22 protein-coding genes and 1 pseudogene are annotated in these 25,630 nt (G+C 62.7%); 18 read left to right on the top strand and 5 right to left on the bottom strand.

The window, feature by feature from the left end:
- Positions 1-358: 358 nt before the first annotated feature.
- The 3 genes and pseudogenes from ACFFDA_RS02210 (at position 359) to ACFFDA_RS02200 (ending at position 2,569) form a co-directional block, all read left to right on the top strand.
- Complete coding sequence (locus tag ACFFDA_RS02210; protein ID WP_404477961.1) at positions 359-1,342, top strand: helix-turn-helix transcriptional regulator; 984 nt, start codon at positions 359-361, stop codon at positions 1,340-1,342.
- A gap of 87 nt (positions 1,343-1,429) precedes the next feature.
- Positions 1,430-1,618: pseudogene (locus ACFFDA_RS02205) on the top strand (IS481 family transposase); the annotation flags it as partial.
- Between the two features lie 126 nt (positions 1,619-1,744).
- The gene (locus tag ACFFDA_RS02200) at positions 1,745-2,569 is read left to right on the top strand and encodes an IS5 family transposase (RefSeq protein ID WP_404477960.1); all 825 of its coding nucleotides are present in this window, start codon (positions 1,745-1,747) and stop codon (positions 2,567-2,569) included.
- Between the two features lie 95 nt (positions 2,570-2,664).
- On the opposite strand, the gene ACFFDA_RS02195 is transcribed toward ACFFDA_RS02200, so the two are convergent.
- On the bottom strand, positions 2,665-3,921 hold the full coding sequence (locus ACFFDA_RS02195; RefSeq protein WP_404477959.1) for a hypothetical protein: 1,257 nt from the start codon (positions 3,919-3,921) through the stop codon (positions 2,665-2,667).
- A 492-nt stretch (positions 3,922-4,413) separates the two neighbouring features.
- On the opposite strand from ACFFDA_RS02195, the gene ACFFDA_RS02190 reads away from it, so the two are divergent.
- The 10 genes from ACFFDA_RS02190 to ACFFDA_RS02145 all read left to right on the top strand — a co-directional run bounded on the left by ACFFDA_RS02190 (position 4,414) and on the right by ACFFDA_RS02145 (position 15,105).
- A complete protein-coding gene (locus tag ACFFDA_RS02190) occupies positions 4,414-5,412 on the top strand; it encodes a hypothetical protein (protein WP_404477958.1) in 999 nt (332 codons plus the stop codon).
- A gap of 31 nt (positions 5,413-5,443) precedes the next feature.
- Complete coding sequence (locus ACFFDA_RS02185) at positions 5,444-7,822, top strand: TonB-dependent receptor (protein WP_404477957.1); 2,379 nt, start codon at positions 5,444-5,446, stop codon at positions 7,820-7,822.
- Positions 7,823-7,929: 107 nt separating this feature from the next.
- Positions 7,930-8,889 carry a hypothetical protein gene (locus ACFFDA_RS02180; RefSeq protein WP_404477956.1) on the top strand — a complete coding sequence of 320 codons (960 nt, stop codon included), beginning with the start codon at positions 7,930-7,932 and terminating at the stop codon, positions 8,887-8,889.
- A gap of 2 nt (positions 8,890-8,891) precedes the next feature.
- Positions 8,892-10,061: a phosphotransferase family protein gene (locus ACFFDA_RS02175; RefSeq protein ID WP_404477955.1), complete on the top strand. Its 1,170-nt coding sequence runs from the start codon at positions 8,892-8,894 to the stop codon at positions 10,059-10,061.
- Positions 10,058-10,579, top strand: coding sequence for a hypothetical protein (locus tag ACFFDA_RS02170; RefSeq protein ID WP_404477954.1), 522 nt, complete (start codon positions 10,058-10,060; stop codon positions 10,577-10,579). Before ACFFDA_RS02175 ends, ACFFDA_RS02170 begins: the two co-directional genes overlap by 4 nt.
- Before the next feature lie 124 nt (positions 10,580-10,703).
- Positions 10,704-11,753: a phosphotransferase gene (locus ACFFDA_RS02165; RefSeq protein ID WP_404477953.1), complete on the top strand. Its 1,050-nt coding sequence runs from the start codon at positions 10,704-10,706 to the stop codon at positions 11,751-11,753.
- Positions 11,743-12,336, top strand: coding sequence for a hypothetical protein (locus ACFFDA_RS02160; RefSeq protein WP_404477952.1), 594 nt, complete (start codon positions 11,743-11,745; stop codon positions 12,334-12,336). The genes ACFFDA_RS02165 and ACFFDA_RS02160 overlap by 11 nt, the downstream gene beginning before the upstream one ends.
- Positions 12,333-13,079, top strand: a complete 747-nt coding sequence (locus ACFFDA_RS02155) for an NAD(P)H-dependent oxidoreductase (RefSeq protein WP_404477951.1) — start codon at positions 12,333-12,335, stop codon at positions 13,077-13,079. The genes ACFFDA_RS02160 and ACFFDA_RS02155 overlap by 4 nt, the downstream gene beginning before the upstream one ends.
- Positions 13,080-13,160: 81 nt before the next feature.
- On the top strand, positions 13,161-14,264 hold the full coding sequence (locus ACFFDA_RS02150; protein ID WP_404477950.1) for an NAD(P)-dependent alcohol dehydrogenase: 1,104 nt from the start codon (positions 13,161-13,163) through the stop codon (positions 14,262-14,264).
- A 52-nt stretch (positions 14,265-14,316) separates the two neighbouring features.
- Positions 14,317-15,105, top strand: a complete 789-nt coding sequence (locus tag ACFFDA_RS02145) for an enoyl-CoA hydratase/isomerase family protein (protein WP_404477949.1) — start codon at positions 14,317-14,319, stop codon at positions 15,103-15,105.
- A 413-nt stretch (positions 15,106-15,518) separates the two neighbouring features.
- On the opposite strand, the gene ACFFDA_RS02140 is transcribed toward ACFFDA_RS02145, so the two are convergent.
- Positions 15,519-16,409, bottom strand: coding sequence for a LysR family transcriptional regulator (locus tag ACFFDA_RS02140; RefSeq protein ID WP_404477948.1), 891 nt, complete (start codon positions 16,407-16,409; stop codon positions 15,519-15,521).
- A 142-nt stretch (positions 16,410-16,551) separates the two neighbouring features.
- Here ACFFDA_RS02140 and ACFFDA_RS02135 point away from each other — a divergent pair, with 142 nt between their 5' ends.
- From ACFFDA_RS02135 to ACFFDA_RS02115, 5 genes are all read left to right on the top strand, one after another.
- Entirely contained in the window at positions 16,552-17,535 is a 984-nt protein-coding gene (locus ACFFDA_RS02135; RefSeq protein WP_404477947.1) for an aldo/keto reductase, read from the top strand.
- A gap of 23 nt (positions 17,536-17,558) precedes the next feature.
- Complete coding sequence (locus ACFFDA_RS02130; RefSeq protein WP_404477946.1) at positions 17,559-18,416, top strand: aldo/keto reductase; 858 nt, start codon at positions 17,559-17,561, stop codon at positions 18,414-18,416.
- A 69-nt stretch (positions 18,417-18,485) separates the two neighbouring features.
- The gene (locus ACFFDA_RS02125; protein ID WP_404477945.1) at positions 18,486-19,916 is read left to right on the top strand and encodes an MFS transporter; all 1,431 of its coding nucleotides are present in this window, start codon (positions 18,486-18,488) and stop codon (positions 19,914-19,916) included.
- 47 nt (positions 19,917-19,963) lie between these two features.
- Positions 19,964-20,545 carry a flavodoxin gene (locus ACFFDA_RS02120; RefSeq protein WP_404477944.1) on the top strand — a complete coding sequence of 194 codons (582 nt, stop codon included), beginning with the start codon at positions 19,964-19,966 and terminating at the stop codon, positions 20,543-20,545.
- A gap of 49 nt (positions 20,546-20,594) precedes the next feature.
- A complete protein-coding gene (locus ACFFDA_RS02115) occupies positions 20,595-21,005 on the top strand; it encodes a cupin domain-containing protein (RefSeq protein WP_404477943.1) in 411 nt (136 codons plus the stop codon).
- Positions 21,006-21,068: 63 nt separating this feature from the next.
- Here ACFFDA_RS02115 and ACFFDA_RS02110 read toward each other — a convergent pair whose 3' ends face one another.
- From ACFFDA_RS02110 to ACFFDA_RS02100, 3 genes are all read right to left on the bottom strand, one after another.
- A complete protein-coding gene (locus tag ACFFDA_RS02110) occupies positions 21,069-23,324 on the bottom strand; it encodes a molybdopterin cofactor-binding domain-containing protein (RefSeq protein ID WP_404477942.1) in 2,256 nt (751 codons plus the stop codon).
- Positions 23,321-24,058 (bottom strand): 2Fe-2S iron-sulfur cluster-binding protein, encoded by a 738-nt coding sequence (locus tag ACFFDA_RS02105; protein WP_404477941.1) that lies wholly within the window; start codon positions 24,056-24,058, stop codon positions 23,321-23,323. The genes ACFFDA_RS02110 and ACFFDA_RS02105 overlap by 4 nt, the downstream gene beginning before the upstream one ends.
- A gap of 78 nt (positions 24,059-24,136) precedes the next feature.
- Entirely contained in the window at positions 24,137-25,354 is a 1,218-nt protein-coding gene (locus tag ACFFDA_RS02100) for a carboxymuconolactone decarboxylase family protein (protein WP_404477940.1), read from the bottom strand.
- Positions 25,355-25,630: the final 276 nt, after the last annotated feature.

Here is a 25,630-nt window from a genome sequence, read left to right as displayed (position 1 = left end):
CCTTGTTCCCGTAGTGATCTTGAGAATTGCCTACCGGGCTTCGATCCCCACGGGTGGCATCTGCATGGTCCCGCATGCTCTTTCATCCCTCAAATGTGGGATGATTCTTAAAATATGAATCCGGACAAGAAACTTATTAAACACAGATACTTCCCGGACGGGCAGAGTGATGCTATTGCCCCGGGCCAGCCATGCTGGGCATGGCAAGGGGTACCCAAATGGGGCATTTTGATATCGCAAGTCGGAGCTTTGGCATTTGAGCGTTACGAGCCCCCCCATCCTCTCGACGGAAGATATTTACGACGCGCTGTTCGACGATGCAGCCTTCGATCGATTACCTGACCTGCTGGCGCGGACGGTGGGCGCACGCTCGGCCACGATGGCGTGGCGCCATCGTGGCGGTGGCACAGACGTCCTGCAGCATAACAACTATTTCACCGCTGCGCATTACGCCGACTATTGCGCCAATTACGCCGACAGCGACCCGTGGGTGGCAGTCGCGTACCGTCCGCAAAGGATGAACTGCGCTATCCGCATGGACGAAGAAGTCGATGCCGCTTCGGTTCGGCGCACCGCATTCTACAGTGACTGGTTGCGTGGGATGGGTGATGACACGCTCCATTGCCTGGGTGCTGCAGTCAAAACTGGCGATGGTGAAGGAATCATCGGGCTTCATCGCGGAGAAAGCGCTCGCGGTGCATTCTCCGTCGAGGAAGCCGGTCGGCTGGGCGCGGTGCTTCCCCATGTCGCGCGGGTGCTGATCGTGCGTGGCAAGCTCGCCGCAGCGGAGCGTCAGACGCAAGCCGCGCAATCGGCGCTCGATGCCACCGGCCTTGCGATGATTGTCGTCGATACCGGCGGACGCGTACGCTCGGTCAACGCGGCAGCGGAGGCCGCACTGCTTGAAGGAGAGCCCCCGGCCCGGCTTCGCGGAGGAGCCATCACCGCCGGCGCCGATCTGGCGCGTGCGATCGCAAATGCCACGCACCGAACCACGCCTTGCTCGACTGCCATCGTCGTGCCGCGCTCCGACGAGCGCCAGGTCTTCGTGAACGTTACGCCCTTCACCGATCCTTCCGGACGGCGCGCGGCCATGATCCTGTTCCGGCACGGGATAGGTCAAGGCGCGCGCCACGATGGGCTGCGGCAGTTGTTCGCGCTGACTGGGGCGGAAGCAGACGTCGCTCTGCTTCTGGCACAGGGAGAATCGCCGGCGCGCATAGCCGTGCGCCGCGGGACCAGCGTGCAGACCGTCCGGACGCAGGTGCGGACCATCATGGGCAAGATGGCATGCAGCCGCCAGGCCGAACTGGCAGCGCTCGTGAATGCTCTGCCCTTCTGACCGAGCCGTGGGGTGATCCATCACGATCCTCGATAGAATAGGCGGAATCAACCCCAAGACCGTTGCGATTGGTGCCAACGCCGATCGCTCGATGACCGGAAGGCCGGGCCGCAGGCGACGATCCCGCACCTGACGCGGTTGCCCGAGGGCGAGGGCGACAAGGCCGGGCGGAGCAAGTTCAAGAGCTGCCCCATCGGCTGCTTCCATATCGATATCGCCGAGGTCCGCACCGAAGAGGGCAGGCTTTACATGTTCGTGGCGATCAACCGCATCAGCTGCGCGAACACCTCGCCAACTTTAAAACTTTGCCACGCGGCTTAAGACCCTCCAGGACCTCAGAGGCTGTTTGGAAAATCGTTGCCGGGGGTTGTCGCGAGGCTCTGCGTCTGATTCAGGCTCTGGATGTGGACCCAGCAGAGCCGAGGGCGAATGGCCCAAATTGCCAAGAAGACGAAGCGCTATCCCAGTGATCTGACCGATGAAGAATGGGATCGCCTGGCGCCCCTGATGCCCAAGCCGGGGCGCCGGGGCCGTCCACGCGAGGTGGATTTTCGCGAGGTGATCAACGCCGTGCGCTACCTTGTTCGTTCGGGCTGTGGCTGGCGGATGCTGCCGATCCATTTCGGGGCATGGCAGACAGTCTATGGCTGGTTCCGGGAACTGGCTCGCAGGTTCCTGTTCCAGACAATCCACGACATCGAACTGATGCTCGATCGCGAGCGCCAAGGGCGAGAGGCCAGTCCGAGCGCAGCAGTGATCGACAGCCAGTCGGTCAAGGCGCCATCGGCAGAAAAGCGTGGGTTCGACGCAGGCAAGAAGGTTGTCGGGCGCAAGCGGCATATCGCCGTCGATACCGATGGGCGGCTGCTGATGGTCAACCTGACCACTGCGGACATTTCGGACAGCGCGGGCGCTCAGACCATCCTCGATGGCATCCGCAAACGCTGGCCCTGGATCAAACATCTCTTCGCCGATGGCGCCTATGACCGCCTCAAGCTCATGGACAAGGCAAGCTATCTGGATTTCGTCGTCGAGGTCATTCGACGCAGCGATCAGCAGCAGGGCTTCAAGGTGCTGCCCCGACGATGGGTCGTCGAGCGGACCTTTGGCTGGATGATCCGATGGCGCCGATTGGTCCGTGACTACGAGAAGCGCATCGACGTCTCGCAGGCCATGATCCTCGTCGCTATGGGCGGCAATCTCCTACGCCGAAACGCTCACCCCTGATTTTCCAAACAGACTCTCACCCCTGCGCGTTCATCTGCAAAAGAACCCCAGCGCTTTACATCAGACCAGCACAATCAAACCCCGGGACCAAACACCTAGGTTTCCTGCGTATAAAGGAAGGAGACAGACTTTAGAATGTCGTCGCATCCCGCCGGACTGATGGCCGCGCACGTATCGTTTAGAATCGCCTGGCCCTTGATCCAGATGCCGAACACCGTGGCGGCAGACCGCTCGATCGTCAGCCCGGTCGGCCAGATCGTCTGGCTGGCCCGAAAGGTTCCCGCCCCTTCGATCTTGCGAAGGTGGAGAATGACCGGGAGCAGGTCCTTTCGGCGCCTGGCGAACAGCGCGGCTTGTCCGATCAGCCGGGCAACCCCGACGTAGAAGCCCGGCCGGGCCTGCTCCTGCCGGGGTCGAATGAGCCGGGCCAGGAGTTGCGTCCAGTCATCGATGGCGGCCAGCGGCATGCCATCCGCGCGGTTTGGATCGACCTCGATAGGGATTCCCTGCACGAGGGCGCGCCAGACAGCTTCGTTCACGAAGCTTTCGGTATCGCCGAAATGGTAAGCGATCATCGACAGCGAAGCGTTCGCCTGCTTGGCGATCTTCTTGAGATTAAGTCCGGGGATGCCGTGGGCGATGATGTCGTCGATGGCGAATGCCATTAGTCTTTCCCTCAGCGCACTGCCGTCCGCATTCTCTGCTCGAATGCGAAACCGGCTTTCGTTGTCCGAGGCCCACTGGCTGACGGCGCTCTCGCAAGGCCGCGGCGGTGCGCCGAAGTACCGCTCGGCCAGGGCTCGGGTGGTTTCCCGCAGCATCAGAATGTATTCGATCCGGTCATGTAGGGCATACGAATATACTTCCTCCATCAGGATGTACGTATGCAGGATGGGAGCAAGCGTTCCATCGAGACCGAACGCGATCAGGCGGCCGGCCCAGAATTCCACCCGCATTTCGATCCAGCGATGCAGCGACACGCCTGGCGAATCGAGGCCGGCGTGCTTCAGCAGGATCTCCGACCAAAAGGGTGGTACCGTCCGTGTCGCTCTCAACTCGATATAGCCCGAGATCAGCGCGGCCAGCCCGTCGAGGCCAAGTGCGACGGTTCCGATGTCGGCCGTAAGCGCATCGTGAAACTCGCGGTCTTTTTCAAAGGCGCTGTCCATCGCTGCTTCGATCAGCTTGGCTTTGCCCGCAAAGTTCTGAAAGACGACGGCGGTCGAGCAGCCTGCGTTCGTGGCGACCGATCGCAAGGTGAATCCATCGAGGCCGTCCAGCGAGATCGCCTCGATCGTGCGTGTGAGAAGCGCCTCCTTCATGTTGACCGACACGTCAGATGTCATGGCCATGAGTTTCTGCGATCCTTTTGAGCGGTTGTCGGATGCGAGGGGTGGACGGTGTTCACTCCGGCCGTCTCGACGTGTCGAGCACGCGTCATGCCCTGCGCCAGCATTAGGGTTCCGCCGGCGGAAGGCGCAAGCGCTGTTATGCCGGGGTGGCGCGGAACAAGATGTTGGAAAACACAAAGATGGTCGGCGATATGCAGAAAATGCGCGGTAATAAGCGGCTTACAAACGATAAACTGCATTATCAAATAACACGATTACGGTTGGCATCGGGCGCGAACGTGCTACTATCACCAAGACACGGGCATCCGACTCGAAGCGGGGCCTGGCAACCTGTGAGAGGGTGCATGACCGACGATAGACACCGAAGCCGGTAGGCATCCCAAACCCGTCCTCAGGCCGTGTCGAAGCGTGCCTATTGCAGTGTCCGGTGCGTGACTGCGCACTTGTCCCGGCCGTGCCGCATGGATGCATGCTGCGCGCAGGGATGGGCGCGTGCAAACCGTCAACAAGAAGGTTCATTTAATGGCTTTTGACAATGTAATCACGACCCTTCCCGCGTTCGGCATCGAGCACGATAACCGCCACCGGTTGCGCGGCGACCCTCATTCGCGCGAGGCGGTGGTCTTCATGCTTCAGGTGCCCGAGCATGGTATCGCGGGCTTCATTTACCCTTGGATCAATGCCGATGGGACCGCGAGCGCCGCCACATGTATTTTCGGTCCGGGGGTAGGCGAGCCCATCCAGGAGCGTTTCGATGCCATCGCAGTGTCGCCCGACATGGACTTCTACGACTGGAAGGTCGCCGGACTCGCAATGAAGATCGACGAGCCGCACGTCAGCGCGGACGTTTCCTTCAAGGGCAAGCGGATCGACATCCAATACCGGTTCGACGCCATGCACCCGGTTTATGCCTTCGGCTCGCATCCGGACGGGTGTCCGCAGTATTATGCGGACGATCGGACGGAACAGCACGGCCGCGTCAAGGGCACGATCGCGATTGACGGAAAATCGTACGATTTCGAGGAGCTGGGCCAGCGCGACCATGCCTGGGGCAACCGCATCTGGGGCCTCAACCAGCACTACAAGTGGTTTCATGCCACAACCCCCAACCAGGCCGTGCATTTCTTCGAGATGCAGTCGTTCGGCACCCGCCATATCCGTGGGTTCGTCTTCAAGGACGGGCAGATGGCGGCGGTGCAAAGCGTCGAATACCAGTATCTGTTCGATGACGAGATGCATCACACCGCGATCGACGTGATTGTCACCGACGATGCCGGGCGCAAAACGCCGGTTCGGGGCAGGATGTTCGCGAAATTCCAGTTCGAAGTGAACCCCAAGGTCTTGCTGAATGAGTCGGCGATTACCGTCGAAATCGAAGGAGAGACGGGAACGGGCTGGTGCGAGTTCTGCTGGAACCGCGATTACCTCAACTTCGCCAAGGATCATGTGACCCAGTTCCAGCCATTCAAGAAACTGACCTTGATAAAATAAATTCATAAACAAAAAATGGGTGAGGATAATAATGAAAAAGAACAAATCGCAGCTTCTCTGCGCAGCCGCCTGTCTGGGTGTTTCCATGGCCGGCCATGCGACTGCGCAGACGGTGTCCTCGACGCAGGACCCCCAGGCCGGACCTGCCGAGATCATCGTGACTGCGCAGAAGCGCGCCCAATCGATCAACGACGTCCCGGTGACGATGACCGTGGCAAGCGGGGACCAGCTCATCGCCGCCGGTATCGCGAGCACGTCGGACCTGGCAAAGGTGGTTCCGGGACTTTCCGCGCAGCCGTCGCCGCTCAATACGCCGATCTACACCCTTCGCGGCGTCGGGTTCTTCGAGTATTCGCTCGGAGCGACGCCTACGGTTGCGATCTACAATGACGAAGTGCCGCTGCCATTCGGGGCGATGACGAAAGCCGCCGGCCTCGATCTGGAGCGGGTGGAAGTGCTGAAGGGACCGCAGGGTACGCTGTTCGGCCAGAATACCACAGGCGGTGCGATCAACTTCATCGCCGCCAAGCCTACGGATGCTTTCGAGGCCGGGATCAACGTCAGCTACGGTCGCTTCAACACCATCGACATGCAAGGGTTCGTCAGTGGCCCTCTGGGCGATACCTTGAAGGGCCGTGCCGCCTTCCGCTACAAAAGGAGCGACGACTGGCAGGTTAACCCGTTCCGCACCGATACCCTTGGCGCGGTCAGAGAAGCGCAGGGCAAGCTGTTGCTGGACTGGCAGCCGTCCGATCGCCTCAAGTTCGCCTTCAACGTCAATGGGTGGATCGACAAGTCCGACTCGCAGGCCCCGCAACTGGTCGATGCGTTCATCAGCGCTCCAGGCAACAGCAATGCCGACGCGATCGCCGCCCTGCCGGCGCTGCCTTCGACCGGAAACCGGGACGCAGACTGGTCGACGACGGGTGACTTCGGAACGAAGCGCCTCCCGCTCAAGCACGACGATAATTTCATCCAGGCATCGATAAGGGCCGATTACGAAGTCACTGACGACATCACGCTGACGTCGATTTCTGCCTATGCACATTACAAGACCGACTCGATTCAGGACTACGACGGAACGGCGCTTAACATTGCCGACCTGCATTCGAAGGGAAAGATCGATACGTTCTCGCAGGAGCTTCGCCTCTCCGGCAAAACGGGGCGACTCATCTGGACACTTGGCGGCAGCTACGAATACGACAGTGTCGACGATGCATACATGTTCTATGCGCAGGACGCCTCGACCAACTTCGTCGCCGGCCTGAGGGGCGGGCCGGTGATCGCGATCAACGATCAGCGGATCAAGACCGCAGCGGTCTTCGGCAATCTGGAATACGAGATCGTCGACGATCTGAGCATCATCGCCGGCGCCCGTTACACAGACCGACGGGCGCATCAGGTGCGGGCGGGCAACTTCGGTTCGGCGGCGCCGTTCCTCGGTGAGAGAAACCTCGATCCAGCGATCTACAGCTTCGCGAACGTCTTCACTTTCCTTCAGACCGTCCTCCCGCCGGTGGTGGAAAACCCGATCACGCTGACGCCGAGCGACAACATCGTTTTCGGGGAAGACGGTTATCCGATCGTCAAGCCGATCACCGCGCGCCTCAACGAGGACAACGTGTCCTGGCGCGCCGGCATCAATTACAAGACGGCCAACAGGGGGCTGATCTACGCGACGATCAGCAAGGGGTACAAGGCCGGCTCCTTCCCGACCACCGGCGGCGCGACGCTGCGGGAATATGCTCCGGTCCGGCAGGAATCGCTGCTTTCCTACGAAGTCGGCTTCAAGCAGCCGCTTCTCGGGCGGCGCCTTCAAGTCAACGGTGCGGCGTTCTATTACGACTACAAGGACAAGCAGCTTCGTGGCCGCGTACTCAACCCCGTGTTCGGTCCGCTGGACGCACTCGTGCAGATCCCCAAGTCCCGCGTGATCGGGTTCGAAGGCGAGATCCAGGCCGAGCCGATAGACGGGCTGCAGATTCACGTCGCGGCGACGTACATCGATACGAAGATCCAGCAGTTCACCGGCTACAACCAGGCAGGGACCTTGTCCGATTACAGCGGTTTCCGTTTCCCGTTCTCTCCCAAGTGGTCGATCATATCGGACGTTCAGTACGACTGGGCGCTCAACGATGCGCTCAATGCGTTTGTCGGAGCATCCTCGATGACGAACTCGTCCACTACCGCCAGCATCGGCGATATCCCGCAGCTCGCGATAAAGGGTTACACCCTCGTCGATATGCGGGCGGGTCTGCACGCACCGGACGACAGCTGGCGCTTTTCCGTCTGGGGCCGCAACGTGTTCAACACCACTTACTGGTCGAGCGCGAACCAGTCCCAGGACGTCTACGTGCGTTTCATGGGGCGCCCGGTGACCTACGGAGCTTCGTTCAGCTACCGCTTCTGAAGCTCGGCATGTCGGCGGTCGAGGCCGCCGATATCAGTGGCCTTGTGGCGAGGAAGGCCGGACATGCGCGGGCCGGTAAGAATATAGACGCTGAGGAGAGCGATAGAGTGATCCACGAACACGACATATTGTTCCATACCCCGCAGAACCCGCCGTACGACTGGGCCGAAACCGGCTTCTTCGGCTTCTACGTCCCCGAAGCGAACATATTGGGATGGGTATATATCGTTCACCGGGCGGGCGTGGGCGCCACCGTCGCAGATGTCGAGATCATCGATCGCTGGTCGCCCCACATCCACGATGCCCTTTACATGAACATGACCAATCACAATCCGCTGCCGCAGCGTGCCGAACTTTTCGAACTGCCCAATGGCTTGCGCTTTCACGCCAGGAGCCTGCGCGAATACGCCCTGGCCTATCAGGCGGCGGGCATCGCACTCGATCTTGAGGTGAGCGGCCTCATGCCGCCCTACGACATCCATGATGCCGACATGGACCCGATGGCGACCGACGACGCGGTTGCCGCCGTCGCCAACAGCGGTTTCGGCGCTGCCTATTCGGCGCATTTCGACATGACCGTGCGCGTGAGCGGTTCGCTGCGCCTCGGCGCGAAGACGTATCGCGTCGACTGCGTGGCGACGATGGACCACAGTTGGGGACCAAGGCCTGAAACTGGTATACATCCGATCCTCTGGGCGAACGCCCATTTCCACGAGAATTACGCTTTCCACGGGATATTCGCCTATGATCGCGAGGCAGCCATCGGCGAACAGCACGTCTTCAAGCACGGCTATGCGCTGATCGACGGCCAGGTGAGGGGCGCGGTAGCCGGTTCGGTGCGGGTGAAGCGCGAAGGCCTCTACGCGACCGAAGCCGAACTGCGCATCACCGACCGCGACGGTCGTGAGCATGTCGCGCATGGGGAAATGATGAACCATCACCCCTGGATGCCCTACGGCAACAATCTGGGCCCGATGTCCCTCGCCAGATGGAAGACCGAAGGCCGGGACACCGGGCATGGCATTTTCCTCGAGGGATTCCCTCTCAACCGTATTCGGGCTGCGTAACCATGGCGAGTTCAGTGATATCCTACGAACGCGACCTCGACGAACAGGACCCGTTCCTTGCCGCGATGCTGGATCGCCGGCAGGAACGCCTGCGCCGGGGCGCGTATCTGCCTCTAAGCACCGACGCGATCACCCATCGCCTGGCCAAGCTCATCGCGCACGGCGGCGTCCACGATGCGCATGCCGAAAACGTTCGGCGCATGGCTGGCGGGGCGTCGAAGGAACAGTTCGTGTTCGATCTGGTAGGCGACCATGACGGAAGTCGCGAAAAGCTCGTCCTGCGCATGGACCCCACCGACGGTGTGCTGGAAACCAACCGCGAGCGCGAATGCGAAATCATCGACGCCATGAAGGGCATCGTCCCGGTGCCCGAAGTGCGTTTCCGCGATCTCCATGGAGATCATCTGGGGGGCGTGGGCATGGTGACCACGTTCGTGTCCGGAGTGACCAAGCCGAGCGACAGCGCATCGGGCGTCACGGGGCTGGGCACGGGCTTCTCCGAGGCCTGGAGGGAGCGACTGACGCCGCAGTTCATCGAGGTCTTGCGCAAGATCCACGCGGTGGATTTCCGAAGCGTCGATCTGCCCCACTTCGGCATACCCGACAAGGATCCGCGGCAGGCCGCGCTGTGGCGGGTCAACCTGTGGTCGCGGGTATGGCGCGAGGACAGCCAGGTCCACCTTCCGATCTTCGCGCTAACGGAATCCTGGCTGCGGGCGAACTTGCCGACTTGCGACGACGTGGTGCTGCTGCACGGCGATTTTCGCACCGGAAATTACCTCTTCGACGAAGGGACGGGTGAAATCACATGCGTCCTCGACTGGGAATCGGCGCATATCGGCGATCACCATGAAGATCTGGCGTGGTCGCTGGTCAGGATCTTCGGTGCGCGCGCCTCCGACGGGACGTACTTGTGCTCCAGCCTCATGTCGGTCGACGAACTCGTCGATCGCTATGAGCAGGCGACCGGCCGTACCGTCAATCGCACCACGCTTCGGTTCTACCGCGTCCTGCAGGCATGGGGAACGTTAGCGATGGCGGCGGCGACGGGGCTTCGCGCCGCTGCCGCTCATCACAACCACCAAGACGTCCTTCTGACCTGGCTCTCGATGGTGACGCCGTCGTTGATCGACGAACTGACCGATGTGCTTCTTGAGGAAAGCGTTCTATGATCCCGAGCATTGAATTGCGGCTCGACAGCATGACCCGTGCGCTGCAGCAGGTCATCATTCCGGCCATCGACCCCGGCAACAGCCTGGCGCTCGAGCAGGCGGCATTGATGCTCGGGCACATCGGCCTGATCGTCGATCAGATCAGCGTGAAGGAAGCGTTCGCGGCGCTCTGCCTGGACGACATCGCGTCCGTCGTCGCGGATCTCGATCCTCAGGGCGGTGCGGCCGTCGCCGCCGTGATGCGGCAAATCAACGAACAGGAAAAGGCCCCCGGCGAAACAGCCGAAGCAGCCTATGCACGGCTTTCGGGGCTCATCGAACAACTGATCCGCGCTGCCGACATCGACGGCACGCAGAGTTTTCGGGCTGATCTGCACAAGGCCGTGCTGCACTTCAGCAAGCGTCAAGCCAGGCGCGACCGCATCTGGTTCGCGAAAAGCGGCTTCGATCCCGACAACGGCGAACTTCCCACCATCCGCTCGCTCCTGGCAACCCGGGAGGTGGGCGGTGGATCATAAGCAGAAGCCCAGCGATGCGTGGATCGAGCATTTGCGCGAACGGTTCCCGACAGAGGACACCGTCGACGAAGCGCTGACGCGCAAACTGAAGCAGCGTGCCGGGCCGGGCTATGTCGCCAGCCCCTTGGCCGAAATCGAGGCTTCGGTCCGAAAGTTCGTCGCGGACAAAGTACCGGGCGCCTCCGTGTCGGGCATACGCCCTTTGGGCGGCGGCGCATCCAAGGAGCAGTACCGGTTCGATCTGGCCGGTCCGGGCATTTCGCAAAGCTACGTCCTCCGGCGCGAACCGCCGGAATCGATCGTGGAAACGCATCGACTGCGTGAATTCCAGATCATGAACGCAATGCGCGGCGTGGTCCCCGTTCCCGAGGTTCCCTGGGTGGATCCGCAGGGGGCGTATTTCGGGCGCCCCTCTCTCGTCAGCGCCTTCGTGTCCGGGGTGACCAAGCCGGCTGCCTCGACCTCGAACGTTTCCGGTCTGGGGACGGAATTCGGTCCGGATCTGCGCGCTGCGCTTGGGCCGCAGTTCGTCGAGATTCTTGCGCGGATACATATGTTCGACTGGCGGGCGGCGCCGCTGGACGCGTTTTACAAACCTGCCGCCGGCACAACGGACGGCGTCCATTCGATCATAAACTGGTGGGACCGGATCTGGGAGGAAGACAGCTTCGAGGCGGTTCCCGTCATGCGCCTTGCAGCGCACTGGCTGCGCGCCAATGCCCCTGTCATCGACCAGGTCACGATCGTCCATCACGATTACCGTGCCGGAAATTTCCTCTTCGATCCCGATACCGCGCAGATCACCGCGGTGCTCGACTGGGAACTGGCCCATCTCGGCGATTATCACGAAGACCTCGCCTGGACGCTGCAGGAAGGATACGGCTATTACGACGACGAAGGGCGCTTCTATGTGTGCGGCCTTATCGAAAGAAGCGAGTTCCTTCGCCGCTACCAGGACATCACCGGCTTCGCAATCGACGAAGCCAGGCTCGCCTACTACGGCGTGATGAATGCCTGGAAATCGACGATGATCGTCATCGCCACCGGCATCCGGTGCCTCATTGGCGGCAAGAGCCATCAGGACGTGCTCCTGAGTTGGATCGCTTCGTTTGGCAATGTCACTTTAGCTACGCTGAACCGGTTGCTGAGGAAGGAGATGGGACATGGTGCCTGACACACGCATGAGGCTGGCGACGATCCTCAAGGCGTTGAACGACATCGTCGGTCCCGCCATTCCGGCCGAAGCCACTTTCGTTCACGAGCAGTTGGCTCTCATCTGCAAATCGCTGGCCATCGCCATAGACCACAGCGCCCACGAGTATGCGTTCGTGGTTTGCGACGCCGCCGACGTCATGAGCCTCGCACGCGATCTCTTGGCGGTCATGGCGGAAGATTTCCCTGGACGGACGCAACTGGCAGACCTCGTTGCCAGGGGCGAGAAGGTCGTGCCGGGCTCGATGCCGGACCACATCGGCCTCGAGGGTTTCCTTCGCGAGCTCAAACTGGCCATCGAGACGACAACGGCCGACCTGTTCACCGATCCCGAGGACGGACGCCTTCGGCAAATGCAGCGGCTGATACTCGACCATGGCGACCGGCAAACGCTGAGAGAGCGTTCGTGGACGATCGCCACCGGCTTCGAATCCGATGCCAGGAATATTCCGCCTATCGAGGTGCTCCTCTACGAGCAGCCATTTCCTGCAGTTGCCAATGCCGGAAAACCGAATGCGTTGCCGGTAGGGAGCGGTGTGACATGAGCGCGCGGGATGCGCCCAGGCCAAGGGTTCACGTCGTGCATGCGCATTCGGAAGCGGACTCGTTCGTGACTGCGATGAAGAACGTCATCGTCGCGGAATTTCGCGATACGGGCCACCAGGTGACGGTATCGGATCTCCACGCCAAAAACTTCAACCCGGTCGCGTCTCCGCGAGATTTCCTGGAACGCAGCGATGCATCCCGGCTGGTCTATCCGCTCGAACAGCGGCACGGCTATGCCACGGGTACGCTGGCGGCCGATATCCACGAAGAGATCGAGCCTGTGCTTGCGGCCGATCTGTTGGTGTTCACATTCCCGGTCTATTGGTTCGGCGCCCCTGCCATCCTGAAGGGCTGGTTCGACCGGGTTTTACTGTCCGGGGTCTGCTATGGCGGGAAGCGGGTCTATGGACGGGGCGGGCTGGCCGGCAAGCGTGCCTTCAGCGCCTTCAGTCTGGGGGCGAAGGAGGGCATGTTCGGCGCCGACGGAATACACGGTGAACTGGTAACGGGGATGATGCGCCATCTCTTCCAGGGCACCATGGGCTACGTGGGACTGGACGTGGTGCAGCCGTTCGGCGGCTACAACGTCCCATACATCGCCCAGGACAAGCGCGAAGGGCTGCTGGACGAACTGCGCGCCGTGGTCCGCAATCTTGACGATCGCCCGGTCCTGGCCGTCCCCGATCTCGATGATTTCAGCGAGAAATTGCTGCCGCTGCATGAGAATCCCGCTGTCTCATGAAGTAGTTTACCTATGTGGCCGGATACGTTGCGGATAACGCGCGCGGCGGCCGGCATAAACGAATGTCTGGAGAGATACTGCATGATCGAAGCAATCGCCGCCGTCACGCGAGAGGCCAATGCGCCGTTCACGATCGAGCCGGTTTCGGTAGCCGATCCGGGACCCGGTCAGGTACGCGTGAGAGTCGAGGCGGTGGGCATCTGTCACACCGACTTGGTTTGCGCGACAGGTGCGCTGGGGGCCGTCTTCCCGATCGTCCTGGGCCATGAAGGCGCTGGTACCGTCGAATCCGTGGGGCTCGGGGTCGGCAAGGTCGCTCCTGGCGACAAGGTCATCATGACCTTTGCCAGCTGTGGCAAATGTGGCCCGTGCCATGACCACGATCCGGCGTATTGCGCCAGTTTCACCACACTCAATTTCCCGGGGGTCGGCGCAGACGGCCGCACGTCGCTGAGCCAGTATGGCAAGGCGATTTCCGGGCGGTACTTCGGGCAGTCGTCGTTTGCGAGCTACGCGATCGCCGAGGAGCGCAACATCGTCAAGGTGCCCGCGCACCTGGACCTCGCGCTTCTGGCGCCGCTGGGCTGCAGCGTGCAGACCGGGGCAGGGGCGGTCATGCGCTCGCTGGAGGCCAAAGCGGGAAGCACACTGATTGTCGTCGGAGGCGGGGCAGTGGGCCTGAGCGCCGTTCTGGGTGGCGTCCTTTCGGGATGCGGAACGATAATCCTGGTCGAGCCGCAGCAGGACCGCCGTGCTGTAGCGCTGGAGATCGGCGCAACGCATGCGATCGATCCGGCCGCGGGTCCGCTCGCCGAGGCGGTGCGCGGGATAGCGCCGGGCGGGGCAAACTACATTGTCGATACGACGGGCAATGTCGCGGTCCTGCAAGAAGCTGTCGGTCTGCTGGCACAGAAGGGCAAGCTTGGAATGATCGGCGTTCCGGGTGCCCTCGACGCCGCGGTTCAGATGCCGATCGTACCTGCGCTCACCGTCGGATATTCGATCCAGGGCATATGCGAAGGCGATAGCGATCCCGACACTTATTTGCCTGAACTGATCGAATACCTCGAAGCCGGTCGCCTCCCGGTCGAGAAGTTCATTACGGTCTATCCGTTCGATCAGATCAACGAGGCGATTAAAGACGCCCATGGTTCCAAGTGCGTCAAGGTCGTACTCACGTTTTAAACGATCACCGGCCTCCGGGTGGCATCCGGCACAAGGCAAAGAAGGTTTCGTCATGCAGTTTGAAAAGATTTCCATCACCGTGGACGAAGGCATCGCAAGGCTTTGCTTCATCGACGGCGCCAAGGGCAATCCTATGGACGGGCAGCTCTGTGCCGAACTGGCCGAGGCGGCGATTGTGCTGTCCGAGCGCAGGGGCGTACGCTGTGTCCTGCTTACGGCGCAAGGCAAGGCGTTCAGCTATGGCGGCGATATCGCCGCTTTCTTCGCGGAACTGGACGCCCTGCCGTCAAACATCAAACGGTGGACGACGACGCTGCACAGTGCGATCGCACGTTTCCAGCGAATGGATGCCCCGATCGTCGCTGCTGTCCATGGCATCTGCACCGGCGGAATGGCTGGCTTCATCGCAGGCAGCGACATTGTCGTCGGCTCGCCGCAGGCACGGTTCGTCGCTGCTTATGCCGGTATCGGTTATAGCTGTGACGCTGGCTCATCGGTCATGATCTCACGCCGCATGGGGCTATCCCGCGCCCGCAAGTATCTACTCCTTAACGAAATCCTGGATGCCGACGCGGCATTGCAAGCCGGCCTGCTCGACGAAATCGTAGCTGACGCGGACTTGCTGGGCCGTGCTGAGGCAATCGCGCAGCAGCTTGCCTCGGGGCCGACCAAGGCTTTCGGGGAAATGCGGCGATTGCTGCTGACGGTGGAGGACCAGCCTCTGGAAACACAACTCGAACTTGAAGCGCAGGCGCTGGCGCGAATCTCGCGCTCTCAAGACGCGCGTGAAGGGCTTACCGCGTTCTCGCAAAGGCGCGCGCCGCGATTTATCGGGGCCTGATCTTTCGGGCTCGTTTTCGCGAGCAGCCCTCAGGCGGTATCGACCTGCAACTGAACGTCAACGTCTGTGGGGTTTTCGTAATGACCCAGGCTGCGCTGAAGCATATCTAACGGCGGCCGTGCCATCCCTGTGGGCATCGATGCCGGCCTGTCCGTCCCTTTTGCAGTCATAGCCGTCCATGCGGCGACCAAGTCCGCAATGGAGAGCTTCGCCCGCAGCCCTCGTCAACTAGTTCGGCGCTTGCGAAACCACCGTCAATCCGGTTCGTCCCGGCCGGAGTCACGTGGTCGGGTATCCTCGTCGATGCCGGTATCGCTGCTAAACTCACAACGAAGTCACCAAGTTCGAACAGCATCTTCTGGCAGTCTTGGCAAGTCTGCGGAACGACTGGCGCGACGCGCACTCCGCAGCCGTCACTCACGATACCGCAGGGCGCCGAGGAGAAGGCTGAAGGCCGCAGAAGGCTGGCGGCGGCTCGGGTAATAGAGGAAATAGCCGTCGAACGGGTCGCACCAATCTTCCAACACCCGGACGAGCGAGCCATCCTCTACGAGCGGTGTGACGCGATCCTCGACGAGGTGGGCGATGCCATGCCCGGAAAGAACTGCCTTGAGGATCAGATCCACGTCATTGAGAACGAGCTGGCCATCGGCTTTCACCTTCAGCTCCCTGCCGTCCTTTTCATATTCCCATTGATAGATGCTGCCACCGGCCATCCGCAAGTTGATGCAGGCGTGGCCCGTCAGGTCCGCAGGCACAGCCGGAATACCGCGTTTCTCAAAGTAGGCAGGCGATCCGACCGTTGCCATCCTAAGCCGGGGCCCGATCCGCACCGCCACCATGTCCTGATCGAGCCGCTCGCCCAGGCGCACTCCGGCGTCATAGCGCTCGGCGACAATGTCGGTCAGGCCGGACTGTATGTTCAGTTCGACCTTCACGTCCGGATGCTCTCTGGTGATGCGGTCGACTGCCGGCCACAGGAGCGTCCGGGCGGCGTGCTCCGATGTCGAAATCCGCACGGTTCCCGCCGGCTTCGTTCTCAGTTCCGTCAACGTGACGATCTTGGCATCGATCTCCTCGAAGGCGGGTGCCACCGTTTCCATCAGACGCTCACCCGCCTCGGTAAGGCCGACACTGCGCGTCGTGCGGGTGAGCAGTCGAAGGTCCAGCCGTTGTTCTAGCCGCCGGATCGAGTGACTGAGCGCCGACTGCGAGACGCCCAGCTTCGTGGCCGCCTTTGTAAAGCTGCGCTCCTCGGCAACCGCGATGAACATCGCCAGGCCGCCCATGTCCGTGCGCTGCATGGAATCGCTTCTCCATAGGTTTCATGACGCAGTGTCATAAGGTTTAGTTACATTACCCGTCTAATCATCATCAGAGCAGATGCCTAGATAGACTTCCTGGAAAGGCGTGGCTCGCCGCCGCGCCCATCATGAGGACTTTATCATGCAGACACGTATGCTCGGCCGCAGCGGCCTCGAAGTATCGGCGCTGGGTCTGGGCTGCATGGGCCTGAGCTTCGGCTACGGCCCGGCGACCGACCGCGCGGACGCGGTCAGGCTCATCCGTGCGGCGCACGAGCGCGGCGTCACCTTCTTCGACACCGCGGAAGCTTATGGCCCCGGCATCAACGAGGAAGTTGTTGGCGAAGCGCTCGAACCCGTGCGTGACGAAGTCGTCATCGCGACCAAGTTCGGTTTCGTGAACGGGGTGCCGGCGCAAGGCCTGGACAGCAGGCCGGAACGCATCCGCCAGGTTGCCGACGAAGCGCTTCAGCGCCTGCGCACCGATCACATCGACCTGTTCTACCAGCACCGCGTCGATCCGAACGTGCCGATCGAAGACGTCGCCGGCACGGTGAAGGACCTGATACAGGCTGGCAAGGTGAAGCATTTCGGCTTGTCCGAGGCTGGCGCCCAGTCGATCCGGCTGGCCCACGCAGTGCAGCCGGTTGCGGCACTGCAGAGCGAATATTCGATGTGGTGGCGCGAACCGGAAGCGGAGGTTTTGCCGGTCCTGGAAGAGCTGGGCATCGGTTTCGTTCCGTTCAGCCCACTCGGCAAGGGCTTCCTGACCGGCCGTTTCGATGCGGATGCGACCTTCGGTGAAGGCGATTTCCGCAGCACCGTCCCCCGCTTCTCGCCCGAAGCGCTCAAGGCCAATCAGGCACTGGTGCTTCTCGTCCGCGACCTCGCTGCCGAAAAGGGCGTGACCCCGGCGCAGATCGCGCTCGGATGGCTGCTGGCGCGCAAGCCCTGGATCGTGCCGATCCCGGGCACCACCAAGCTGCACCGGCTAGAGGAAAACCTCGGCGGTGCCAGCGTCGAGCTTAGTTCGGACGACATGGCCCGCATCGAGCAGAGCCTCGCCACCGTCGATGTGCAAGGCGATCGCTACGCAGCATCGCACCAGCAGTTCGTCAACCGTTGAGCGCTTTGAAAGGATAACCGACGATGACCACCACCATCCCCACCGTGACGCTGAACAATGGCGTAGAGATGCCCAGCCTTGGTTTCGGCGTGTTCCAGGTGCCCGACCCGGCAGAGTGCGAGCGCAGCGTGCGCGATGCGATCGACGTGGGCTATCGCCTGCTCGACACCGCGACTTCCTATGGCAACGAAGGGGCCGTCGGTGCCGCGATCCGCAATCACGGGATCGACCGCAGCGAACTGTTCGTCACCACCAAGCTGTGGATCGAGGACGCGAGCTATGAAGGGGCCAAGGCCGCCTTCGAGCGCTCGCTCAACAAGCTGCAGCTCGACTATCTCGACCTCTGGCTGATCCACCAGCCTTATGGCGATGTCTATGGCGCCTGGCGCGCCATGGAGGAACTGCACCGCGAAGGGCGCATCCGCGCGATAGGGGTCAGCAACTTCTATCCTGATCGCCTCGTCGATTTCGTGCTTCACAACGAGGTCACGCCCGCCGTCAACCAGATCGAGATCCATCCCTTCCACCAGCAGGGTGATGCCCAGGAAGTCCTGGAAGAATACAAGGTCCAGCCCGAAGCGTGGGGCCCGTTTGCCGAAGGCAAGAACGGCCTGTTCACCAACGAGGTTCTGCAGTCGATCGGTCGCAAGCACGGCAAGAGCACGGCGCAGGTCGTGCTGCGCTGGCTTAACCAGCGCGGCATCGTCGCCATTCCCAAGTCAGTCCGCAAGGAACGGATGGCGGAGAATTTCGCGATCTTCGATTTCGAGCTGGACCTCGACGACGTCACGAAAATCGCGGTGCTCGACGAAAAGGCCAGCGCATTCTTCGACCACCGCGATCCCGCGATGGTGAAGTGGCTGGGCACTCGCAAGCTCTGACAAGTAGCCCGGGAAATCGGCCGAACAGCGCCGATTTCCCGGGCTACCGGCAATACCAAGGCAAATACGATGGTTTCAAATAGCACGGATCGGCCCGGTGCCCATTCCAACGCGATCCTGGCGATCATTCTCGTCAGCTACGTCATGATCGTGCTCGACATCTCGGTCGTGCTGACGGGCCTGCCCAAGATACACCAGCAACTGGGGTTCTCCGAAACCAATCTCGCCTGGGTCCAGAGCGCCTATACGCTGACGTTCGGAGGATTTCTCCTGCTGGGCGCGCGTGCGGGTGACATTCTCGGTCGTCGCCGGATGTTCATTGCCGGGATCGCGATCTTCACGCTTGCTTCCCTGGCGATCGGCGCTTCCCCAACGGCGACCTGGATGCTGGTCTGGCGCGGCATCCAGGGCGTGGGCGCCGCGATCCTGGCGCCATCCAGTCTTTCCCTGTTGCAGACCAATTTCGCCGAAGGTCATGCCCGCACCCGCGCGGTATCTTACTATGCTGCAGCCGCCGGGGCCTCAGCCACGGTGGGCCTCGTGCTCGGCGGCGTGCTGGCGGAATGGATATCGTGGCGGGCCGGCTTCTACATCAACCTGCCTGTTGGCATTGGCCTGATCTGGGCGACGCGCCGCCTCATCGCCGAGACGCCCCGCCATGCCGGCACCTTCGATATTCCCGGCGCGGTCACCTCCACGCTGGGCATGGGCGGTCTGGTCTATGGCTTCATCCGATCCGCGCACACCGGTTGGGCAGACCCGCTGACCCTGGCGACGCTAGCCGCGGCGATTGTCCTGCTCGTTGCATTCGTCGCGATCGAGGCGCGGGTACACCAGCCCATCCTGCCCCTGCATCTATTCGCAAACCGGGTCCGGTCCGGAGCCTACGCTGCGCGCGTTCTCTATCTTGGCGCGATGGTCGGATTTTTCTTCTTCACCACGCTCTATCTGCAGGAAGTCGCCGGCTATAGCCCGGCTTGGACGGGTCTCGCGTTCGTGCCTGCGACCATCCTGCACGTTCCTTCCGCCATCGCCGTGCCGCGCCTGGTGAAGCGTTACAGCCCCAAACTCCTGCTCGTCGTGGGCATGATCGCCGGTATAGTGGGAATGGCGTGGCTGAGCCGGGTATCGGTCCATTCGGGCTATCTGGTCCCGGTCGCTTTGCCGATGCTGCTGATCGGCGTCAGCCAGGGCCTGACGCTCAGCCCGCTGACGTCCGCCGGCGTGGCGGGGGTGACCGACAGGGACGCCGGCGCGGCTTCGGGGGCGGTCAACGTGGCCCATCAACTCGGCAGCTCGGTAGGCCTTAGCATTCTCGTCGCCGTCGCATCGACCGGCTCGGGCAGCCTGACGGGCAGCGCCCTGACCGCCCATCGGATCACCACGGCATTCGATGCCGGCACGCTGATGCTGATACTCTCGCTTCTGGTAGCCACGCTGACCATCGTCCTGCCAGTCCGCCGGGTTACTCCGCCAAAGCCGGCGGCAGCATCAGCTTGAGAGAACGGCCGGAGCGACTTCCCTGCCTAAAAACGAAGGAACCCACCATGGACAGCCATTCCGACCTTTCCCGGCGTGCCGTTCTGGCCACCCCTATCGCGTTGTCGCTCGTAGGGAGCACGTCCGCATGCGCCGAGGAGCAGGCGGACGAGGCCGGTTCGGGATCGAAAACGCTCGTGGCGTTCTTCACCCGTTCGGGCAATACGCAGGTCATCTCGGGCACCCTGCACCGTCTGCTGGGAGCGGAACTTTTCCAGATCCTCCCCGCTCGCGCCTATCCCGAAGACTACGAGCAGACGGTCGAACAGGCACGACAGGAGCGCGATCGTGGCTATGAGCCGCCGTTGGAAACCCGCGTTCCCGGCTTCGCTGCCTTCGAAACGGTCTACCTTGGCTTTCCAATCTGGGGGGAAACCACCCCGCCGGTGATCCGCTCGTTCCTGAAAGCGCACGACTGGAGCGGGAAGACACTGCAACCGTTCATCACTCACGGAGGATACGGTCCCGGCAACAGCATGGAAATCCTCCGCAGCCACGCACCGGCCGCCAAAATGAAAGAACCCTTTGTCCTGGAGGCCGACCAGGAGCGGCGTACGCTGAACCAGGTCAAGGAGTGGCTGGGAAAGTGATGGCCACTCGGTCCCTCCGATCTATAACCACAGGAAAAAGGAACATGTCATGATACTCAAGCGTGCAGGCTCTCAGCCCTCGCAGGTCGCGCCTAGCGAATATTTCACCGGCACGGTCCGCCTTGATCCGCTCAGCGCGCCGCCTGCGCCGGCGCGCCATTCCTGCGCTGCCGTCACCTTCGAGCCCGGTGCCCGCTCGGCCTGGCATACCCATCCGCTGGGGCAGACCCTCATCGTCACCGCAGGCTGTGGCTGGACCCAGTGCGAAGGCGAGCCGATCGTCGAGATCCGCGCCGGCGACGTGATCTGGTGCCCGCCCGGCCACAAGCACTGGCACGGCGCCACGCCGACGACCGCGATGACTCATATCGCGGTGCAGGAAGCGCTCGACGGCAGCGCCGTGACCTGGATGGAGAAGGTGACCGACGCGGACTATCTTGTCGGCCCGCCGCAGGACTGAAGACGGCCACGGCCCGTCCGCAGTGCCGGCGGGCCGTGGCGCTTCCCGGTGGCGCCGGAAGGATCAGGCTAAGGGCGGCAAACGGTCGAGATATTTGTCGAGCGTGATCGGATAGTCGCGCACGCGCACGCCCGTCGCATTGTAGACCGCGTTGGCGATCGCGGGCGCCACGCCCGAGATGCCCAGTTCGCCGACGCCCTTGGCCTTCAAGGGCGACATCGTCGGATCGACTTCCTCGAGGAAGATCACCTCCTGATGCGGAATGTCCGCGTGGACGGGGACTTCGTAGCCGGCGAGGTCGTGGTTCACGAAGAAGCCGAAGCGCTTGTCGACGGCCAGTTCCTCCATCAGCGCGGCCCCCGCGCCCATCGTCATGCCGCCGATGATCTGGCTGCGCGCCGTGACCGGGTTGAGGATGCGCCCCGCCGCGCAGACCGCAAGCATGCGCCGGATGCGGATTTCGCCGGTATAGGCATCGACCGCGACTTCGCAGAAATGCGCTCCGAAAGTCTGCTGCGAATACCGCTTCGACAGATCGCCGTACTCCATCCTGTCTTCGGCGGTGATCGTGCCGGCTTGTGCGGCTTTGACGATAGGCATGGCACGGCCATCAGACCGGACCTGCCCGTCTTCGAAAACCGCATCCATGGCGTTGAAACCGAGGCTGGCGGCAACGGCCTCCCGCAGTTTCACGCAGGCCGCGTAGACACCCGCCGTGGCCGAGGCAGCGCCAGCCTGGCCGCCGCCGCCGAACGCATCGGGGAAGCGGGAATCGGCTAGCTTCACGACCACCCGCTCGAGTGGCACCCCCATCATCTCGGCGGCGGTCTGGCCGATGATCGTGTAACTGCCGGTGCCCATGTCGGTCATGTTGCTCTCGACGGTGACGATGCCCTGCGCATCGAGGCTCACGCGGGCACCGGCCGGCTGGATCGGCGCGCCGCGGATCGCCGAGGCCATGCCCATGCCGATCAGCCAGCGGCCTTCGCGGCGCGAGGCTGGTGCCGCGCTTCGCTTCGCCCAGCCAAACCGTTCGGCGCCGGTTCGAAGGCACTGCACAAGTTCACGCTTGGAAAACGGAATCTCCCCCGGCCCAGGCTTGGCTGCATCGCCTGCCTGCCCGCCTCCTGACGCGGAGCCGCGGTCGGCGTGTCCCGGCACGACCTGCGTGTCGTTCAGAACCCGCAGGTCCACGGGGTCCATCCCCAGTTTCTCGGCAAGCTCGTCCATCGCCACTTCGAGCGCCATCATTCCCGGCGCTTCGCCGGGAGCGCGCATGGCGTTGCCTTCGGGCAGGTCCAGCAGCGCCAGCCGCGTCAGGCCCAGCCGGTTGGCCCCGGCATAGAGCAACTGCGTCTGCGCCGCGGCGATCTCGGGCCCGCCGCCCGGCAAGTTGCCTGACCAAGTCTCATGCCCAATCGCGACGATCTTCCCCTGGCGATCCGCACCGATCCGCAACCGCTGCACCGTGGCGGGCCGATGGGTAGTGTTGTTCGGCATGAGCGGCCGCTGCAAGGTCACCTTGACGGCTCGTCCCGTGGCCCGCGCTCCGAGCGAGGCCAGGACCGCGTCGGAAGCTACGCTGCCCTTGCCGCCGAAACCGCCGCCGATGTACGTCGCGACGATGCGGACCTTGTCCCGCGCGATACCCAGCTTGTTCGCCAGGTCGCGCTGCGCCCAGCCGACGATCTGCTGCGCGGACCAGATCGTCAGGCTGTCGCCTTCCCACTTCGCGATGGTGGCATGCGGCTCCATCATCGAGTGGCTCTGGTCGGGGGTCGTGTAAGTCTGCTCGACGGTCACCGCCGCCGACGCGAAAGCGCCATCGAAATCGCCGATCCTGACGTCTGGCTGGCGCTGGTGAGGCTTGGCGCCCGACCGCGCGCCCATCAGGTCGTATGCCCCGTCCGCGCGCTCGTATTGCACGCGGATCAAGCCGGCCGCAGCGCGGGCCTGTTCGAAGGTCTCGGCAACCACCAGCGCGACCGCCTGATGGTAGTGCTGGACTTCCGGTCCGGCGAGCGGCCTGGCAACATAGAACCCTTCGCTGCGCAGCGGTCCCGCGTTCGCTGCCGTGACGATCGCCAGCACGCCGGACGCGGCCTTCGCATCTGTGACGTCGAGCGACGCGATCCGACCCTTGGCGATGGCCGCGCCCAGCACGTAGCCATAGGCTGCATCGGGAGCGACATCGTGCAACTCGTACGAGTAGCGCGCCGTGCCGGTCGTCTTGAGCGGTCCTTCGATACGGGGATGTGGCCGACCGACGACTTTTCCCCGGTCGATCGGATTGATGCCAGCGGGCGTGTCGAACTTCATGTCGTCTCTCCCTTGCCGCGTACATCGGCAATCATGGCCGCAAGCGTACGCTCGACGAGCATGACCTTGAAGCGGTTGTCTTCGTTCGGCCTGCCGCCGGACAGCAACGCCGCCGTCGCGCCCCTCGCTCCCTGCGGGAGCGCCTGATCGGCTGCGGCCATTCGGCAGGGTTTGGGAGCGACACGGCCCACAGCGAACCGCCCACTCCCGTCGTGATGAATAATAGCGCCCACCGAAACCGGTGCGAAGGCATAGGAGGCCCGGGCGCGTACCTTGTGGTAAACGTGCGTGCCGCCGATCGGCTTGGGCAGGGTCACGGCGGTGATCCGTTCGCCTTCTTCCAGCGCGTTCTCGACGTGCGGGGTCGTGCCGGGCAGACCGCGGAAGTCGGCGATGGGGATCGAACGCTCCGAACCGTCGGGCTTTACCATCTCTACCCTAGCCTGCATCGGGTGCGGCTTGTCCGGCGTTCGCAGGCCCTCGATCGTGGTGACCTTGCCCTGGTGCATCACCGCGATGCTGAGGCAGCTATTGATACGGGTACCGTTGACCAGGCCCGTGCACCCCCCGCACTGCCCATGGTCGCACCCCTTCTTGGTGCCGGTCAGCCGCAAGCGTTCGCGTAGCGCGTTGAGCAGCGTGGTGCGGCTGTCTACGTTCAGTTCGCGGCGCTTGCCACCGCCGGCTACGAGCATTCCGCGGCTCGATAGTTCGAGATCGTTCCTGTTCGCCATCCGCTCATACTCCCGTGTCGCCGTAACGGGTCCCCGGCCTTGCTCCCGGAACCGCTTCATTCTGTTAGACCCGCGCCCTCATCTGTCCTTGCCCAGCGCTTCTGCCGGTGGGCCCTTACGATAAACCACCTCTGGCACCTGCTCGCCCCACTCGACCGCCTTGCCATCAAACGTTTCGGCAAGGGCCACATGGCTCATGGGGCCCGTGAGAGCGGCGCCGTGCCAGTGGCGCACGCCAGGGGGGCAGACGACTACGTCCCCGGCGCGCATTTCCACGACCGGCCCGCCTTCGACCTGGGTCCAACCCAGGCCCTCGGTGACGATCAGGGTCTGCCCGAGGGGATGGCTATGCCATGCCGTGCGAGCACCGGCGTCGAACGTAACGGTCGCCCCGCTCAGGCGAGAAGGCGCGCTCGCCTCGAAAGGCGCCGAGACGGTAACCTTCCCGGTAAACCGCGTGGCCGGACCATCGCTCACCGGCCCACTGCCGCGTCGGGCGACAATCAATGCCATCGAAGTTTCCGCAGCATGCTTTTCGGCGGCTTCGCGCAGGAGGGCTGCGCCGGACATGGCCTTGGGCCACCCGGCGTAGAAGGCCAGGTGTGTCATCGCCTCGCCGAGTTCGACCTCGGTCACCCCATTGTCGAGGGCACGGTCGATGTGGGAGGGCAATTGGCTGCCATCGCCGGCCATCGTCAACGCGGCGATCGTCACGAGACTGCGGTCGCGCGGAGACAGGTCGGGACGGCGCCACAGGTCGGCGAACACGATCTCGTTGGTGAAACGGGCGAGGCCGGGCGCCGCGATGGCCATTGCCGCGTCTACCTCGTCCCCGCGCGGCGTTTTCTGGGCGGGAGCCAGCGACAGCGGCGACATACGGACAGGTGCGTTCTCGGTCGAAGCAATCTTGCGCTGGTCGAAGACCTCGCGCACGATGGTGGTGGCCGACACCGCATTGGGCCATCCGCTGTAGAACGCCAGATGCGTGACGAGCCCCGAAATCTCGGAAGGCGTGACGCCGTTATCGAGCGCTCTGCCCAGATGGCCGGACAACTGCGCTGACTTTCCCCCTGCGATCAAAGCGGAAACCGTGATGAGACTGCGGTCCCGCTTGCCCAGTCGGGGATTTTCCCAGTTGTCGCCGAACAGGACATCATCGGTGTAGCGAGCAAGGGCGGGAGTCACTGCCTGCATGTCCGCGGGGGCGACCGACGGACGGTCCTCCGTTTCCGCCTCGCCAATCGATGGGGAGCAGATCGACAGGACGCCCAGCACGCTTCGCCAGATTTTTGCCATAACTCTATCCTGATCGCGGTGAGCAACGCAGGTAGCCTTGCCCTCCGCAAGATAGTTCAGACCGTCGGCATAGATTAGCGCTTAAACGTGCATGAACCTATGACTGGGTTTCATGGAACTTAAAAGCTGGATGGCATTAGGACCGCCGACGACGGACGGCTTTCGATGGATAGTGTTGAAAAACTCGGGCTTGAAGTGGTCTTCGGGGCCTGGCTGCGCAAAGGGATCGCGCCGCCTATCCCGGTGTTCGATCATAACAACCCGCGTACCGGCAGC

Origin of the sequence: Novosphingobium sp. BL-52-GroH (genome assembly GCF_044813085.1) — a bacterium.
Lineage (GTDB): Bacteria > Pseudomonadota > Alphaproteobacteria > Sphingomonadales > Sphingomonadaceae > Novosphingobium.
The sequence above is the reverse complement of the archived record's forward strand: the minus strand, read 5'-3'. Positions and strand labels throughout refer to the sequence as shown.